This window comes from Bradyrhizobium sp. 1 (assembly GCF_023073315.1).
Taxonomy (GTDB): Bacteria; Pseudomonadota; Alphaproteobacteria; order Rhizobiales; family Xanthobacteraceae; genus Bradyrhizobium.
This window is the reverse complement of the sequence record NZ_JADPJH010000034.1, coordinates 210,388-225,556: the sequence shown is the minus strand read 5'-3', so window position 1 is coordinate 225,556 and position 15,169 is coordinate 210,388. Positions and strand designations below refer to the sequence as shown.

Sequence of the window (15,169 nt, the reverse complement as noted above, 5' to 3'; positions counted from 1 at the left end):
TTCGAACGCCCCATTTGTTATTCCGCGCATGGTGCGGAAAGCGCGATGAGGGCGCATCAACCGTTGGGTTGAAGGTGGATCAATGCCGCCAGGCCACAATTGGTTTATTGCGGTGTGTTGCAGATTTGCTGCCAACTTTGTCCAGCCGGGGAACCGGCGCCGGCGTTCCAGGATGCATCTGGGCAACAGCCCGGCGAAAAGCAGCCGACGGAAGCGGGGAACGCATTGGCCTCAACCGAACGGTTGATGTGCGGCAGTCAATCTCGCTCCACGGTCTTTGGATATGGCACCCGCGGAAGCATATCGATCCGGTGAGAGACAGAACCCGTTCGCGAAGCCATTGCGTTGGTTGAGTGCGGCGGTGGGGCTCCTGATCCTGGGGGCCGTCACGACGTCTGCGCAGCAGACGCCGCCGCAGCCGCATCAGGCGCCGCCGCAACAGCAGGCCGCGCCCAAGCCCGCCAACATCGATCGCAACGGCGTGCTGATGCTGATACGCTCCACGCTGCTCGCGCTCGACCATGCCAACAGGACCGGGAACTACACCGTGCTGCGCGACCTCGGCGCGCCCGGCTTCCAGGTCAACACCGCGGCAAAGCTCGCGGAAATCTTTGCCAAGCAGCGCGGCGACAAGCTCGATCTCTCGGGCGTCTCCGTCATCGATCCGCAATTGTCGTTGTTGCCGCAGATCGAGCCGAACGGATTGCTGCACATGGCAGGATTTTTTCCGTCGGTGCCCTCGCAGGTGAATTTCGAGCTGTTGTTCGCACCGGTCGAGGGACAATGGCGCGTGTTCGGCGTGTCGTTGTCGGTCGGTCAGGCCGCTCCGGCAGCGCCAGCTCCGCCCGACAAGGCCGTCGTCTCGCAGAAGCAGCCCGCGCCGGCGAAGCCGGGCGTGCCTGCGAAATAGCCGGCCATCGTCGAGCGGGGTCGAGGCGCGGCTTGAAGTTTTGCAGTCGTCGTGAACCCTGTGGTAGTTTGTTACTGAAGGTGTCAGTGCCTTGCATGTTTTTGGAATGATGGAAATTGGCCGTGACGTCTGAAGCTGCTCTGCTGTCAGAACTGATCGGTCTCGTTTACGACGCCGCGCTCGATCCTACCCTGTGGCCACGCGCCCTGGAGCAGGCCTGCGTATTCGTCGGCGGCTCCTCCGGGGTCCTGTTCTGGCACGACGCGGCCACCGCGCAAACCGCGGTGCTGCACCTCTTCAATGAAGAGCCGGACTATACCAAGCTCTATCTCGAAAAATATCTCGCCTTGAATCCGTGCTTTCCAGCGGCGACTTTCTGCGAGGTCGGTCTCGTCTATGCATCCACCGACTTCGTCCCCTTCGAAGAGATGGCGGAGACGCGCTTCTATGAAGAGTGGATGAAGCCGCAGGGCATGGTCGATGCGCTCGGGTCGAATCTGGAGAAGGGGGCCACCAATTCATCGAGCGTCAGCGTCCGGATGCACGAGAAGGACGGCCTCGTCGACGCCGATGCCCGCCGCAGGTTTGCGCTGATCGTTCCGCATTTCCAGCGCGCCGTCTCGATCGGACGGCTGTTCGATCAGAGCAAGACGGCGCAGGCGGTGCTGACCCAGGCGCTCGACAACGTCACGGCCGCCGTCTTCCTGGTCGGGCCGGGCGGGCGCCTGGTCTTCACCAATGCGCCCGGACGCGCCATGCTGGACGCGGCCTCGCTGCTGACCGAACGAAACGGCGCGTTGGCCGCGGCCTCGCCCGAAGCGCAGCGGGCCCTGCGCGACGCGCTCGCGGCGGCCGAGAACGGCAACGCCACGAGTAACGGTGGCGGCCCGATTCCGCTCTCGGCAGCACAGCCCGGCCGCTGGTTTGCCAATGTGCTGCCGCTGACCTCCGGCGACCGGCAGCGCACTGGCACGCTGCATTCCGCGATGGCCGCGGTTTTCGTCGGCAAGATCTCGCCGGCGAGCCCGCCGCCGCTGGAGGCTCTCGCAAAGCTCTACAAGCTCACGGCGAGCGAAATCCGCGTGATCGATGCCGTCATGAAGGTGAGCGGCGTGAAGGCCCTGGCCGACCTGCTCGGGCTGACGCAGGCCACCGTCAAGACCCACCTCCACAACGTTTTCCGCAAGACCGGCACCGCGCGCCAGAGCGAACTGGTGAAGCTGATCGCCGGCTTCGAGCTGCCGCCGCGGGAGTGATCTGGCAAAACCGGCCGGCGCGACCTACATCTGCGCCATGACAAATACTCCGTTGGCAAATCGATCGCTTGAGGATTTCGTCGGCCGGCATGAGCGTCTGTTCGTGCTGACCGGTGCCGGTTGCAGCACCAATTCGGGCATTCCCGATTACCGCGACAGCCACGGCAATTGGAAGCGGACCCAGCCGGTCAATTTCCAGGCCTTCATGTCGGAGGAGCACACGCGCCAGCGCTATTGGGCGCGCAGCCTGATCGGCTGGCGGCGGTTCGGCCAGGCGCGGCCGAACGATGCGCATCATGCGCTCGCCAGGCTCGAGGCGGGCGGGCGCTGCGAGATGCTGCTGACCCAGAATGTCGACCGGCTGCATCAATCCGCCGGCCACCGGCAGGTGATCGACTTGCATGGCCGGCTCGACCTCGTCCGCTGCATGGGCTGCGGGGCGAAGACGCCGCGGAGCGAATTCCAGGATCGTCTCGGCCGCGCCAATGCGGAATGGCTGACGCTCGATGCCGCCGATGCGCCTGATGGCGACGCCGATATCGAGCACGCGGATTTTTCGTCGTTCAAGGTGCCTCCTTGCGAAGCCTGCGGCGGCATCCTCAAGCCCGACGTGGTGTTCTTCGGCGAGAACGTGCCGCGTGACATCGTCGCCACCGCGCAGGATCATCTCGCGCAGGCCGATGCGATGCTGATCGTCGGCTCGTCGCTGATGGTCTATTCCGGATTCCGCTTCGTCCAGGCCGCCGCGAACCGGCAGATCCCGATCGCCGCGGTCAATCTCGGACGGACCCGTGCCGACGATCTCCTGACGCTCAAGGTCGAGGAGCGCTGCGAAGCGGCGCTGGCATTCCTGCTCTGATCGGCGGGCTTGTCGAGCACTCTCCTATCGCATAGGTGCCACGCAAAGCGGGCGGACGGCTTCACCATTTGTGCCGTCGCTGGTATGAAAATTGCTGCGGCTTCGACCCCAGTTTGACGATCAGCACGGAGAGTTTTGGAATGCTTGAGGGAGCCGAAGTGCGGCTTGCCGTTGATATCGGCGGCACGTTCACCGACATCGTGCTGGACGTGGGCGAGGTGCGCAAGACGCGCAAGGTGCTGACGACGCCGCAGCGGCCGGAGCAGGCGGTGCTGGACGGGATGCGTCTCATTCTCACGGACGCGCAGGCGCATATCAGCGACATCGACGTCTTCATTCACGGCACGACGCTCGCGACCAACGCCATCATCGAGCGGCGCGGCGCCAAGACGGCGCTGATTGCGACCGAGGGCTTTCGCGACGTGCTCGATATCGGCACCGAGAGCCGTTATGACCAGTACGATCTCACCATCGACAAGCCGAAGCCGCTGGCGCCGCGCAATCTCCGCTTCACCGTGCCCGAGCGCATCGACGCCCATGGCGCCGTCCGCCTCCCGCTGGACGAAGCGTCAGTGCGCGCACTCGCGCCGAAATTGCGTGAACTGGGTGTCGAGAGCGTCGCGATCGCCTTCCTGCATTCCTACGCCAATCCCGACCACGAGCGCCGCGCGGCTGCGATCCTCGCCGAAGAGATGCCGGGCATTTCGCTGACGGTGTCATCGGCCGTGTGTCCTGAGATCCGCGAATACGAGCGTACTTCCACCGCGGTTGCGAACGCTTATGTGCAACCCCTGATCGACGGCTATCTCGCCCGCATGTCTGATGCCTTGCAGGTCGAGCAGTACCGCGGCGCCATTTATCTCGTGACCTCCGGCGGCGGCGTCACCTCGATCGAGACGGCGCGGCGGTTTCCGGTTCGGCTCGTCGAGTCCGGCCCTGCCGGCGGCGCGATCTTTTCGGCTCAGATCGCAGCGAGGCTCGGTGAGAGCAAGGTGCTGTCCTTCGACATGGGTGGCACCACTGCAAAAATCTGCCTGATCGAAAACTATCAGCCCGAGACTTCGCGGGTGTTCGAGGTCGATCGCGCCGCGCGCTTCCTGAAAGGCTCCGGCCTGCCGGTGCGGATCCCCGTGATCGAGATGGTCGAGATCGGCGCCGGTGGCGGCTCGATCGCGCATGTCGACGCGATGAAGCGCGTCACCGTCGGTCCCGAGAGCGCGTCCTCCGAGCCCGGGCCCGCCTGCTACGGCCGCGGCGGCCAGCGTCCGGCGGTGACGGATGCGGACGTCGCGCTCGGCATGATTGATCCCGACGCCTTTGCGGGCGGTACGATCAAGCTCGACGCGGAGCTGTCGAAACAGGCGCTGCTGCGCGCCGTCGGCGAACCGCTGGGTCTGTCGGCGGAAACCGCGGCCTATGCCGTGCACGAAGTCGTCTGCGAGAACATGGCGAGCGCGGCACGCGTGCATGCGGTCGAGCGCGGCGAGATCGTCGGCCAGCACACGCTGATTGCCTTCGGCGGCGCCGCGCCGCTGCATGCGGCACGCGTTGCCGAGAAGATCGGCGTCTCCCGGGTGATCGTGCCCTCGAATGCCGGCGTCGGCTCGGCGGTCGGATTCCTTGCCGCGCCCATCGCCTATGAGCTGGTGCGCAGCCGTCACGTTCGGCTCGACGATTTCGACACCGAAGCGGTCTCCGGCCTCTTGCAGGAGATGGCGACCGAAGCGCGCGCGCTGGTCGAGCCTGGCGCCGCCGGTGCGCCGGTGCGCGAACGCCGCGCGGCCTTCATGCGCTATGTCGGCCAGGGTCACGAGATCACGGTCGAGTTGCCGAACCGGCCGCTGACATCGGCCGATCTCGCCGGCCTGCGCCAAAAATTCGAGGCGGACTATTCCGCCCTGTTCGAGCGCGCGATCCCGGGCGCGGCGATCGAGGTGTTGAGCTGGTCGGTGCTCGCTACGACGGAGGCGCGTAATCCATCTGTTGTTGCCGCGGTGACGCGCAAACCCGCGGCCAAGGCCTCCGGCAGCCGCAAATTCTTCGACGGCCGGGCGGGCGAGGTGATCGAGATCCCGCTCTATCGCCGCGAGCACATGGCGCCGGGCGCGACTATCGCGGGCCCGGCGGTGATCGCCGAGGACGAGACCTCGACCTTCGTCTCCAACAGTTTTGATGCGCATATCGACGGTGCGGGCAGCATCGTCATGGAACGGAAGGCAGCCTGATCATGAGCAAGCCAAATGGCGCGAGCCTGATCGACCTTCAGATCATGTGGCACCGGCTGATCGCCGTGGTCGAGGAACAGGCGCAGGTGCTGCTCCGCACCGCCTTCAGCCCGATCGTGCGCGAATGCGGCGACCTCTCGGCCGGCGTGTTCGACCTCCGGGGACGGATGCTGGCGCAGGCGGTGACCGGCACGCCCGGTCACGTCAACTCGATGGCGGAATCGGTCAAGCACTTCATCAATCGCTTCCCGCTGGAGACGATGAAGGAGGGCGACGCCTATATCACCAACGATCCCTGGATGGGCACCGGCCATCTCAACGATTTCGTCGTCACCACGCCCTGTTTCAAGGACGGCAAGGTCGTCGCGCTGTTCTCCTGCACCAGCCATCTCATGGATATCGGCGGCATCGGCTTCGGCCCTGATGCCACCGACGTGTTCATGGAGGGGCTCTACATCCCCATGCTGAAGCTGATCGACCAGGGCGTCGTCAACGAGACGCTGATGGCGATGATCCGCACCAACACCCGGCTGCCGATCGACACCGAAGGCGACACCTATTCGCTGGCCGGCTGCAACGACGTCGGCTGCGAGCGCCTGGTCGAGATGATGACCGAGTTCGGCATCGACACGCTCGACGGGCTCGGCGACTACATCTGCGACCGCTCGCGCGAGGCGGTGCTCGCCGAGATCGCAAAACTGCCGAAGGGAACATGGCGCAACAGCATGGTGGTCGACGGCTACGATGCGCCGGTGACGCTGGCGGCGACGCTGACGATCTCGGATGCCGGTATCCACGTCGATTTCGACGGCACCTCGGCCGCATCGAAATTCGGCATCAACGTGCCGCTGTCTTACACGACGGCCTATACCGTGTTCGGCCTCGGCTGTGTGGTCGCCTCGCAGATCCCGAACAACGCCGGCTCGCTCTCGCCGCTGACGGTCTCGGCGCCGGCGGGGGCTATCCTCAACGCACCGAAACCGGCGCCGGTCGCGTCGCGCCACATCGTCGGCCAGATGCTGCCCGACGTCGTGTTCGGCTGTTTGCGCCAGATCATTCCGGAGCGCGTGCCCGCGGAGGGCACCTCGTGCCTGTGGAATCTCAACGTGCGCGGACAGACGCGCAGCGGCGTCGGCGGCAATTACGGGTTCTCGATGACAGTCACCAGCAATGGCGGCACCGGCGCGCGGTTCGGCAAGGACGGCTTGTCCGCGACGGCCTATCCGAGCGGCGTGCGTGGCACGCCGGTCGAGATCGCGGAGACGCAAACGCCGCTGATCTTCTGGCGCAAGGAGCTGCGTCCGGATTCCGGCGGGGCAGGGCGCACCCGCGGCGGCCTTGGCCAGATCATCGAGGTCGGCACGGGCATCGATGCGCCGTTCGACATTTTGGCAGCGTTCGATCGCATCGATCATCCGCCGCGCGGGCGCGATGGCGGCAAGAACGGCGAGGCCGGCTATGTCGGCTTGAAGTCCGGCCAGAAGATGCGCGGCAAGGGTTTTCAGACCATTCCGCCCGATGACCGGCTGGTGGTGATGACACCGGGCGGCGCCGGCATCGGTGCGCCGGGCGAGCGTGATCGCGCCGCGGTCAAGGATGATGTCGAGAGTGGACTTGTCTCGTCGGACAACGCGACCGCCGTTTACGGCCGGGCGCGGTGACGAAAAAAATCGTCCCGGCCTTGTCGGCCGGGACGATACCTTGATTGATCGTTCACGCCGCCGCCTTCTTCCGCGCCTGTTCGGCCTTGTACAGCTCGAACTCCTCGGCGATCGCTCTTGCGACCGACGGCCGCTGACGCAAGCGCTCGTAATAGGCCTTCAGGTTCGGCCATTTCGCGAGCTCGATCGGCGGCGTCGCCATGGTCCAGTTGATGACCGTGACCAGATAGGCATCGGCGACAGTGAAGTGGTCGAGCAGGAAGTCGCGGCCCTTCAGGTGGTTTTCGACGTAGTCGAGCCGCGACAGGTTCTTCTCCAGTGCATAGGCCTTGGTTTCCTGCGGCGCCTTGCGATCCAGCACGGGGATGAACAGGCCCTTGTGCAGCTCCGTGCCGATGAAGCAGAGCCATTGATGCAGCCGCGTGCGGTCGATGCCGGGTCCGGTGCCGAGGCCGGATTGCGGAAACCGATCGGCGACATATTGCAGGATCGCGGCATTCTCCGTCAGCACCACACCTTCATCGGTGCGCAGCGCCGGCACCAGGCCGATCGGATTGATGGCGCGGAAGTCGGAGCCGTCCTTCAACACGGTCTTGGTTGGAGAATCGACTTCGAAGAAGTTCGCATCTGCGCCAGCCTCGTACAACGCGACGCGGGTCGCCATCGAACAGGCGAGCGGCTGAAAATAAAGATCCATCTGGTGCCTCCTTGGCGAATTCCTGGGTGTCTTTTTGAGTCTCGCTCAACCTGGCCAGATTGATTTCTGTACTATCTTGCATAATATAGCGCGGGTCAAGGATTGTTTGCGAAATGGTACAAAAATCGAAGCCGGCGGCTGCTGCCAACGAACCCAAGCGCCGCGGCCGTCCGCGCGCCTACGAGCCCGAGGTCGCGCTCGGCAAGGCGCTCGATCTGTTCCGCCGGCAGGGCTTTGCCGCGACCTCGCTCGACGATCTCAGCCAAGCCACCGGCATGAACCGTCCAAGCCTTTACGGTGCGTTCGGCGACAAGCGCGAGCTCTACATCAAGAGCTATCAGCGCTACCGCGAGGAAGCCCGTGCGTCGATGGTCGAGATCTTTCGCGAGGAGATGCCGGTGCGCCAGCGGCTGGAGCGCATCTTTGCCTGCGCCCTGAACATCTATCTCTCCGGCGAAACCGGCCCGCGCGGCTGCTTCACGGTGGTCACGGCGGCGTCCGAAGCGGTGAGCGATCCGGATATTCGCGCCATGGTGCTCGACGGTTTGTCGGAACTCGACAAGGCTTTTGCAAATTGCTTCCGCCGCGCGAAGGAGAAAGGCGAGTTGCCGGAGAGCGCCGATCCCGCCGTGCTGGCGCAGGTCGCGTCAGCAACGGTGCACTCAGTCGCCATCCGCTCGCGCGCCCGCGTGTCGCGCAAAGATCTGGAGGCGATCGTGAAAGGTGCGATCGATGTGATGGTGGGCGCCGGGCCGAAAGCCTGAAACTACGCCGCGCGAATCTGCGCCAGGAAACGATCCACCTCGTCGCGCAGCCGCTGCGACTGTTTTGACAGCTCGATCGCCGAGCCCAGCACTTCTTCTGCCGCCGTTCCCGTCGCGGCGATGCCGGCGGTGACGCCGGAGATGTTGTGCGAGACCTCGCCGGTCCGGGCTGCCGCCTGCTGGACGTTCTGCGCGATCTCCTGCGTCGCGGTGCCCTGCTGGCCCACAGCCGCGGCGATCGCCGCGGAGATCTCGTCGACCTGCTGGATCGTCGCGCAGATCGACTGGATGCCTTCGATGGCGCCGGTGGTCTCGCCCTGCACGGCAGTGACCTGTGCGCCGATTTCTTCCGTCGCTTTCGCGGTCTGGGTCGCTAGTGCCTTCACTTCCGAGGCGACCACGGCAAAGCCGCGGCCGGCTTCGCCCGCGCGCGCAGCCTCGATGGTCGCATTCAGCGCGAGCAGGTTGGTTTGCCCCGCAATGCCGCTGATGAAGGAAACGACGTCGCCGATCTTTTGCGCTGCATCCGCAAGGCTCTGCACGCGCGCATTCGACTGCCGGCCGTCGCTTGCGGCCTTGCCGACCACTTCGGTCGCATGCGCGAGGCGGCGGCTGATCTCGGTCATCGACGAGGACAATTCTTCGGCGGCGGCGGCGACCGTCTGCACGTTCTCCGAGGCCAGCGCCGAGGCCGACGACACCGTGCGGGTCTGCTGGCGCGACTGCTCGACGATGGCCGACATCGATCGCGCGGTGTGCTCCATCTCGACGGCGGCGGCGGACACCGTGGTAACGACGTCGCGGATGCTGGCCTCGAAATTGTCGGCAAGGGCTGCGAAGGCGCGCCGCTTCTCCGCTTCGGACTGCGCCTTGGCCTCGTGCTGATCGGCCTGGAGCTTGCCAAAGTTGACGGCATTGTCGCGGAACACCGCAACCGCCTTCACCATGGCGCCGACCTCGTCATTCGCCTTGCTGACGGGAACGGCGACGTCGAGACGCCCGTCCGCGAGTTCGCGCATGACGTTCGTGATCGACAGGATTGGCCGCGAGATGCTGCGGGCGATGAGATAGCCGACGATCCCCGCCAGCACGAGTCCGAGCGCGGCAATGCCGATCGCCAGCATCCAGGCGCGGTCGGCGGACGCCTCGTAATCGGCATTGTCCATCACCAGCTCGACCGCGCCGAGCGGCTTGCCGGAAAAATCCTTGATCGGCCCGAGCAGCGCCGCGACGGGCGTGGTGTCGAGCTTGGCCTGCCGCACCGTGAAGTCGCCGCCGGTGGCGCGGCCGTAATCGGCCGCATCGAAGAAGCTCTTGCCCTTCAGCGTGCCGCCGAACAGCTTGAAGCCCGAGCCGTCGGCGAGATGGAAGGCGACGTCGACATGGCGATTGGTCTTGAAGTCGTCGAGGAAGGACTGGCCGAAAGTCAGGCCGAATTCCACCGTGCCGAGATGCTTGCCCCCTTGCGCGATCGGCACCACACCGCGGATGCCGAGCCCGGCGATGCCGCCTTCGAGGCCGACCACGACCTTGCGCTCCTGGTTGGCGTCGATGACGGTCTTGCGGAAGCCCGAGAGGTCGTCGCCGAATTTTGCCGCCTGGTGTACGCGCAGGAACGACGTTGCCGGCGGCACGTGGAACTGGAACTGCTCGACCCCGTACTCTGACTTGGTCGCAGCAAAAACCGGCCCGAACAGGCGCATCAGCGTCTCGCGGTCCTGCTTGGCCATCGCCTCCTGCGTTGCCGGAATCGCGGCCACGACGGCGCTCATTGCAGCGGCACGGCGGGACTCTTCCGCGATCCGCGACAACAACGCGTCATAATGGCTGCGCAGCTCGCGCTGGTCGGCGCGGTCGATGATCCCCGCAATGATCCACATCGCCCCGACGACGGCGAACAGCGCGGTCGCCGCCGCCGTCACCGCCAGCGCGACCGTGATCCGCATCCTGAGGCCGAGGCTCGAGCGCATGTCCGACTCGTTGTTTGAGCGTTGGTTAACAACGCCTATCAACTTCTCGCTAAGAGAGGGTGAACGAGGCGGGTGCGTCCCTCCTTCGGCCGGGCGGAGCGCCTCAATACCCCCGCCCGCGGTCCACCACATTCTCCAGCGCGCCGCCGGCCTCGAACTTCGCGATCTGCTCGGCAACGTAAGCCGAGATCTCGTCCGCGTCGGTGTCGGCGGCGTTGTGCGGCGTCAGCAGCACCTTGGGATGGGTCCAGAAGCGGCTGTCTTTCGGCTGCGGCTCCTGCACGAAGACGTCGAGCGAGACGGCGCCCAGCGTGCCGTCGTCGAGGCAGGCGAGAATATCGGCTTCATTCTGCAAGCCGCCCCGGCCGGCATTGATCATGACCGGCGCACCGAGCGGGCTCTTGCGGTTGAGCTTGGTGAAGACGTCGCGATTGAGGATGCCATGTGTGTCGGGCGTCAGCGGCAACAGGCTGACGAGGATGTCGGTCGTGCGCAGGAAGGCGTCCATCCCGGCGGCGCCGTGGAAACATTCGACGCCCTCGATGGTGCGCGGGCTGCGGCTCCAGCCGGTGACGCGGAAGCCGAGCCGCCTCAGCACATCGGCCGCGTCCGCGCCGAGCGTGCCGAGCCCCATGACGCCGACCGTGACCGCGCTTGCCGGCCACTGATATGTCGGCTCCCAGCGCTTGGTGCGCTGCGAGTCCCGCAAGTACAGCTCCTGGCGGTGGTGCATCAGCACATGCAGCACGACATATTCGGTCATGCGGTTGGTCAGGTCAGGCACGGCGACGCGGACCAGCGGCACATCGGGCAGGCTGTTGTCCGCCATCAGCGCGTCGACGCCGGCGCCCAGGTTGAAGATGGCGCGCAGGTTCGGAAACGCCTTGAGATCGCCCGGCACCGGCTTCCACACGGCCGCATAGTGCACCTCGGTCGGATCGAGCGCGGAATTGGGCAGCAGCACCACGCGACGGCCGCCGCAGACCGCCTCGAATCGGGCCTTCCAGCGCTCCGGTAGCCAGTTCTGCTGCGTGCTGTTGATCAGGACGGCCAGTATGCCCACGGTCATTCGAAGTGCCTCATAAGGTTCCGCTTTTGGTGGCCCTCCTTGGCACGATCCGCTGGATTTTTCTTGCAATTTTTTTCCGCAGCCCTGTCGGGGCCGGGCATAGTGGATCGTCTTTAAAACAAGCGTTCAGGGAAGGTGCTGCCCATGCTTTATGCGATCCTCTGCTATCACGACGAGGACTTCGTCGGCTCCTGGAGCAAGGACCAGGACGAAGCCGTGATGAAGAAGCTCGCATTGGTGCAGGAGAAGCTCACGAGCCAGGGCCGGCTCGGCCCGGTGGCGCGGCTGCTGCCGACCACGGCGGCCGCGACCCTGCGGAAGGAAGACCCGCCGCTGGTGCTCGACGGCCCCTATGCCGAGACCAAGGAGCAGCTGCTCGGCTTCTACATCGTCGACTGCAAGAACCTCGACGAGGCGCTCGACGTCGCGCGTGACCTCGGCGCTGCCAATCCCGGTGGGGCCTACGAAGTGCGGCCCGTCGGCGTGTTCCGGCCCGGAGGAATTTCGGCGTGAGCGACACCGACACCTCCTGGATTGAGACCGCGCTGACCTCGGCGCGACCCCAGGCGGTGGGCGCGCTGCTGCGCTATTTCCGCGATCTCGATACCGCCGAGGAGGCTTTTCAGAACGCCTGCCTGCGCGCGTTGAAAACCTGGCCGCAGAACGGACCGCCGCGCGATCCCGCGGCCTGGCTGATCATGGTGGGCCGCAACGTCGCCATCGACGAGGTGCGCCGCACCCGCAAGCAGCAGCCGCTGCCTGAGGACGATCAGGCGATCTCCGATCTCGACGACGCCGAAAGCAAGCTCGCCGAGCGGCTGGACGGCTCGCATTATCGCGACGATATTTTGCGGCTGATGTTCATCTGCTGCCATCCGCAACTGCCGGCGACGCAACAGATTGCACTCGCGCTGCGCATCGTCTCGGGCCTGACGGTGAAGCAGATCGCGCGCGCCTTCCTGGTCTCGGATGCCGCGATGGAGCAGCGCATCACCCGCGCCAAGGCCAAGGTCGCCGAAGCCGGGACGCCGTTCGAGACGCCCGGCGCGATCGAGCGCTCCGACCGGCTCGCGGGTGTCGCGGCGATGATCTATCTGATCTTCAACGAGGGCTATTCGGCCAGCGGCGACACTGCCGAGATCAGGAAGCCGCTGTGCGAAGAGGCGATCCGGCTGGCGCGGCTGTTGCTGCGCCTGTTCCAGAGCGAGCCGGAGATCATGGGGCTCGCCGCGCTGCTGCTGTTGCAGCATGCGCGCAGCGCCGCGCGCTTTGCCGCGGATGGCTCCCTCATTCTGCTGGACGACCAGGATCGCTCGCTGTGGAACAGCACCATGATCGCGGAAGGCCTGGCGCTGATCGACAAGGCGATGCGCCACCGCAGCAGCGGACCCTATCAGATCCAGGCCGCGATCGCGGCGCTGCATGCACGCGCCGCGACGCCGGAGGAGACCGACTGGGCCCAGATCGACCTGCTCTACGGCGCGCTGGAGCTAGTACAGCCCTCGCCCGTGGTGACGCTCAACCGCTCGGTCGCGGTGTCCAAGGTGCGCGGGCCGCAGGCCGCGCTCGATTTGATCGAGCCGCTGGCGCCAAAACTCGCCAACTACTTCCATTTCTATGGCGTGCGCGGCGCCTTCCTGATGCAGCTCGGCCGCAATGACGAAGCCCGCATCGCCTTCGACCGCGCCATCGCCCTCGCCAACACCTCGGCCGAAGCCGCCCACATCCGCATGCACATCGATCGCCTGATCCGCGACAGCCAGCCGAAGGGCGGCGGCGCTCGGCAGGGCGCGAAGGCGAAGTGACGCAAAATAATTGCGTTTGCGATTGTCGGCCCCAGCCCGACCGCTTCGTCTTAACTCCGTATCCAAGGAGTTCCTTATGCTGAAAGCCATTGCCATCATCGCCATCGTGCTCGCGGTCGGAATCGCGGGCATCCTCGTCTTTGCATTGACAAAACCCGACACGTTCCGCGTCGAGCGCTCCCTGGCGCTGAAGGCGCCCGCCAATGCGATCTATCCGCTCGTTTCCGATTTCCACTTCTGGACCAACTGGTCGCCCTATGAGAACCGCGATCCCGCCATGAAGCGGACCTTTGGCGGAACCGCAGCAGGGAAGGGCGCGACCTATGCCTGGGACGGGAATAACAATGTCGGCGCCGGCCACATGGAGATCCTCGAGGCGAATGCGTCGTCAAAACTGCGCATCAAGCTCGATTTCGAGCGACCGTTCGAGGGTCACAACACCGCCGAGTTCACCTTTGTGCCGCAAGGCGATGCCACATTGGTCACGTGGGCGATGTACGGTCCGGCCCCATTCATGTCCAAGGTGATGCAGGTCTTCATCAACATGGACAACATGATCGGCAAGGACTTTGAGGCCGGCCTCGTCAGCCTGAAGAAGCTCACCGAGAAGTAAGGCCCAGGCGAACAAAAGGAGAGAAACGATGCTCAATCCCTATCTGTTCTATCAGGACACCTGCGAGGCGGCGTTCAACCATTACGCCAAGACTCTCGGCGGCAAGATCGACGCCATGATGCGGTCATCGGACGCGCCGCCGGACATGCCGGCTGCGCCCGGCCGCGAGAAGACGATCATGCACGCACGAATGTCGCTACCTGGCGGCACCGTGCTGATGGCCTCGGACGTACCGGCCGAGCATTTTCACAAGCCTCAGGGCTTTGCGGTCTCGTTCACGGTCGCGGACCCCGCGGACGGTGAGCGCAAGTTCAACGCGCTTGCCGACGGCGGCAGCGTCACCATGCCCTTCAGCAAGACCTTCTGGGCCAAGGGCTTTGGCATGTGCGTCGACAAGTTCGGCATTCCCTGGATGGTGAACTGCCCCGCGGAAGGAATGTGACAGGCGAGGTCGCCTGATGCGCCGTGTTCCGCTTTCCGTTGCTACGGGAAGCGGGACAGGCAGCGGATCGTCACATCACGGCCGGATCGGCCGGTCGTTCTCGTCGGATCGCATCGCACAACAACTGGCGCAATATTAGGCTGTGAACCGCGGGTCAAAATCGCTAATCATTCATTCACAAATTCTACACATCGGGATGGACGTAACTTGGAAGGGGAGCGGCCGATGGCGACGGCGCTACAGATCAATTTTGCTCTTTGGGGGATGCTCATCTGCGCAAGCGCGAAGCTGGCGCCGATGATTCAATATCTGTTTTAGAAGACTGACCCGTCTGGCGGTCGCCCCCTCAACGACAGCGCGGATAGATCGCGGCGAGGTCGCGCCCCTTCAACACCAGCAGGCGCGAGGTGAGACCGCCACGGCGGCTGATCCAGTCGCGCACCGGACCGGGATAGGCCTCGAGCACCGCTTCGGAGGCTTCCGGCTCGGCTGAAAAGCGCCCGCGCCAGTCAACCGATCGCGCAGCATGGAAGCCGAGCACGGCGCGCTTCGTGACACAGATGCGCTCGCCCGGCACGATGCTCAGCACCAGCGTGCAGGCCGACAGGCAGGGACCGTCGATCACCACGCGCTCGCCGCTCTCGCGCACCTTCTCGAACAGGTCGAGGAACGGCCCGACCTGTCCGCCCGGCGACTGGATGATGCGGATCTCGGCCGCGGCGGGCGCGGAGGCGAGCAGGGGCGCGACGAGCAACAGGGCTTTGAGGACGGTGACGCGTCGCATGATGCACTCCACGAATGCGGTGCCGTAGGGTGGGCAAAGCGTAGCGTGCCCACCATCTCTCCGCGTTTGAGGCAAGTTGGTGGGCACGCTGCGCTTTGCCCACCCTACAATTCC

The 15,169-nt window shown here is 65.2% G+C and carries 14 protein-coding genes; 10 read left to right on the top strand and 4 right to left on the bottom strand.

What is annotated here, in order from left to right; all coding sequences use genetic code 11:
• Positions 1 to 283: 283 nt before the first annotated feature.
• The 5 genes from IVB29_RS31020 to IVB29_RS31000 all read left to right on the top strand — a co-directional run bounded on the left by IVB29_RS31020 (position 284) and on the right by IVB29_RS31000 (position 6,911).
• Positions 284 to 910 carry a hypothetical protein gene (locus IVB29_RS31020; RefSeq protein WP_247507213.1) on the top strand — a complete coding sequence of 209 codons (627 nt, stop codon included), beginning with the start codon at positions 284 to 286 and terminating at the stop codon, positions 908 to 910.
• Between the two features lie 122 nt (positions 911 to 1,032).
• Positions 1,033 to 2,166, top strand: coding sequence for a helix-turn-helix transcriptional regulator (locus tag IVB29_RS31015; protein ID WP_247507212.1), 1,134 nt, complete (start codon positions 1,033 to 1,035; stop codon positions 2,164 to 2,166).
• 37 nt (positions 2,167 to 2,203) lie between these two features.
• The gene (locus tag IVB29_RS31010; RefSeq protein ID WP_247507211.1) at positions 2,204 to 3,025 is read left to right on the top strand and encodes an NAD-dependent protein deacetylase; all 822 of its coding nucleotides are present in this window, start codon (positions 2,204 to 2,206) and stop codon (positions 3,023 to 3,025) included.
• 140 nt (positions 3,026 to 3,165) lie between these two features.
• A complete protein-coding gene (locus IVB29_RS31005; protein ID WP_247507210.1) occupies positions 3,166 to 5,250 on the top strand; it encodes a hydantoinase/oxoprolinase family protein in 2,085 nt (694 codons plus the stop codon).
• Positions 5,251 to 5,252: 2 nt separating this feature from the next.
• Positions 5,253 to 6,911, top strand: coding sequence for a hydantoinase B/oxoprolinase family protein (locus IVB29_RS31000; RefSeq protein WP_247507209.1), 1,659 nt, complete (start codon positions 5,253 to 5,255; stop codon positions 6,909 to 6,911).
• 52 nt (positions 6,912 to 6,963) lie between these two features.
• Here the strand turns inward: IVB29_RS31000 and IVB29_RS30995 are convergent, their stop codons facing one another.
• Positions 6,964 to 7,608, bottom strand: a complete 645-nt coding sequence (locus tag IVB29_RS30995) for a glutathione binding-like protein (RefSeq protein WP_247507208.1) — start codon at positions 7,606 to 7,608, stop codon at positions 6,964 to 6,966.
• 113 nt (positions 7,609 to 7,721) lie between these two features.
• On the opposite strand from IVB29_RS30995, the gene IVB29_RS30990 reads away from it, so the two are divergent.
• Positions 7,722 to 8,372, top strand: coding sequence for a TetR/AcrR family transcriptional regulator (locus IVB29_RS30990; RefSeq protein ID WP_247507207.1), 651 nt, complete (start codon positions 7,722 to 7,724; stop codon positions 8,370 to 8,372).
• A gap of 2 nt (positions 8,373 to 8,374) precedes the next feature.
• On the opposite strand, the gene IVB29_RS30985 is transcribed toward IVB29_RS30990, so the two are convergent.
• On the bottom strand, positions 8,375 to 10,342 hold the full coding sequence (locus IVB29_RS30985) for a methyl-accepting chemotaxis protein (RefSeq protein WP_247507206.1): 1,968 nt from the start codon (positions 10,340 to 10,342) through the stop codon (positions 8,375 to 8,377).
• A 103-nt stretch (positions 10,343 to 10,445) separates the two neighbouring features.
• On the bottom strand, positions 10,446 to 11,411 hold the full coding sequence (locus IVB29_RS30980) for a glyoxylate/hydroxypyruvate reductase A (protein ID WP_247507205.1): 966 nt from the start codon (positions 11,409 to 11,411) through the stop codon (positions 10,446 to 10,448).
• A gap of 144 nt (positions 11,412 to 11,555) precedes the next feature.
• Between IVB29_RS30980 and IVB29_RS30975 the strand changes: the two genes are divergently transcribed.
• The 4 genes from IVB29_RS30975 to IVB29_RS30960 all read left to right on the top strand — a co-directional run bounded on the left by IVB29_RS30975 (position 11,556) and on the right by IVB29_RS30960 (position 14,271).
• Positions 11,556 to 11,924: a YciI family protein gene (locus IVB29_RS30975; RefSeq protein ID WP_247507204.1), complete on the top strand. Its 369-nt coding sequence runs from the start codon at positions 11,556 to 11,558 to the stop codon at positions 11,922 to 11,924.
• The gene (locus IVB29_RS30970; protein ID WP_247507203.1) at positions 11,921 to 13,216 is read left to right on the top strand and encodes an RNA polymerase sigma factor; all 1,296 of its coding nucleotides are present in this window, start codon (positions 11,921 to 11,923) and stop codon (positions 13,214 to 13,216) included. The genes IVB29_RS30975 and IVB29_RS30970 overlap by 4 nt, the downstream gene beginning before the upstream one ends.
• 76 nt (positions 13,217 to 13,292) lie before the next feature.
• A complete protein-coding gene (locus tag IVB29_RS30965) occupies positions 13,293 to 13,829 on the top strand; it encodes an SRPBCC family protein (RefSeq protein WP_247507202.1) in 537 nt (178 codons plus the stop codon).
• A gap of 28 nt (positions 13,830 to 13,857) precedes the next feature.
• Positions 13,858 to 14,271 carry a VOC family protein gene (locus IVB29_RS30960; RefSeq protein WP_247507201.1) on the top strand — a complete coding sequence of 138 codons (414 nt, stop codon included), beginning with the start codon at positions 13,858 to 13,860 and terminating at the stop codon, positions 14,269 to 14,271.
• A gap of 346 nt (positions 14,272 to 14,617) precedes the next feature.
• Here IVB29_RS30960 and IVB29_RS30955 read toward each other — a convergent pair whose 3' ends face one another.
• Entirely contained in the window at positions 14,618 to 15,055 is a 438-nt protein-coding gene (locus IVB29_RS30955) for a hypothetical protein (RefSeq protein WP_247507200.1), read from the bottom strand.
• Between the last annotated feature and the right edge of the window lie 114 nt (positions 15,056 to 15,169).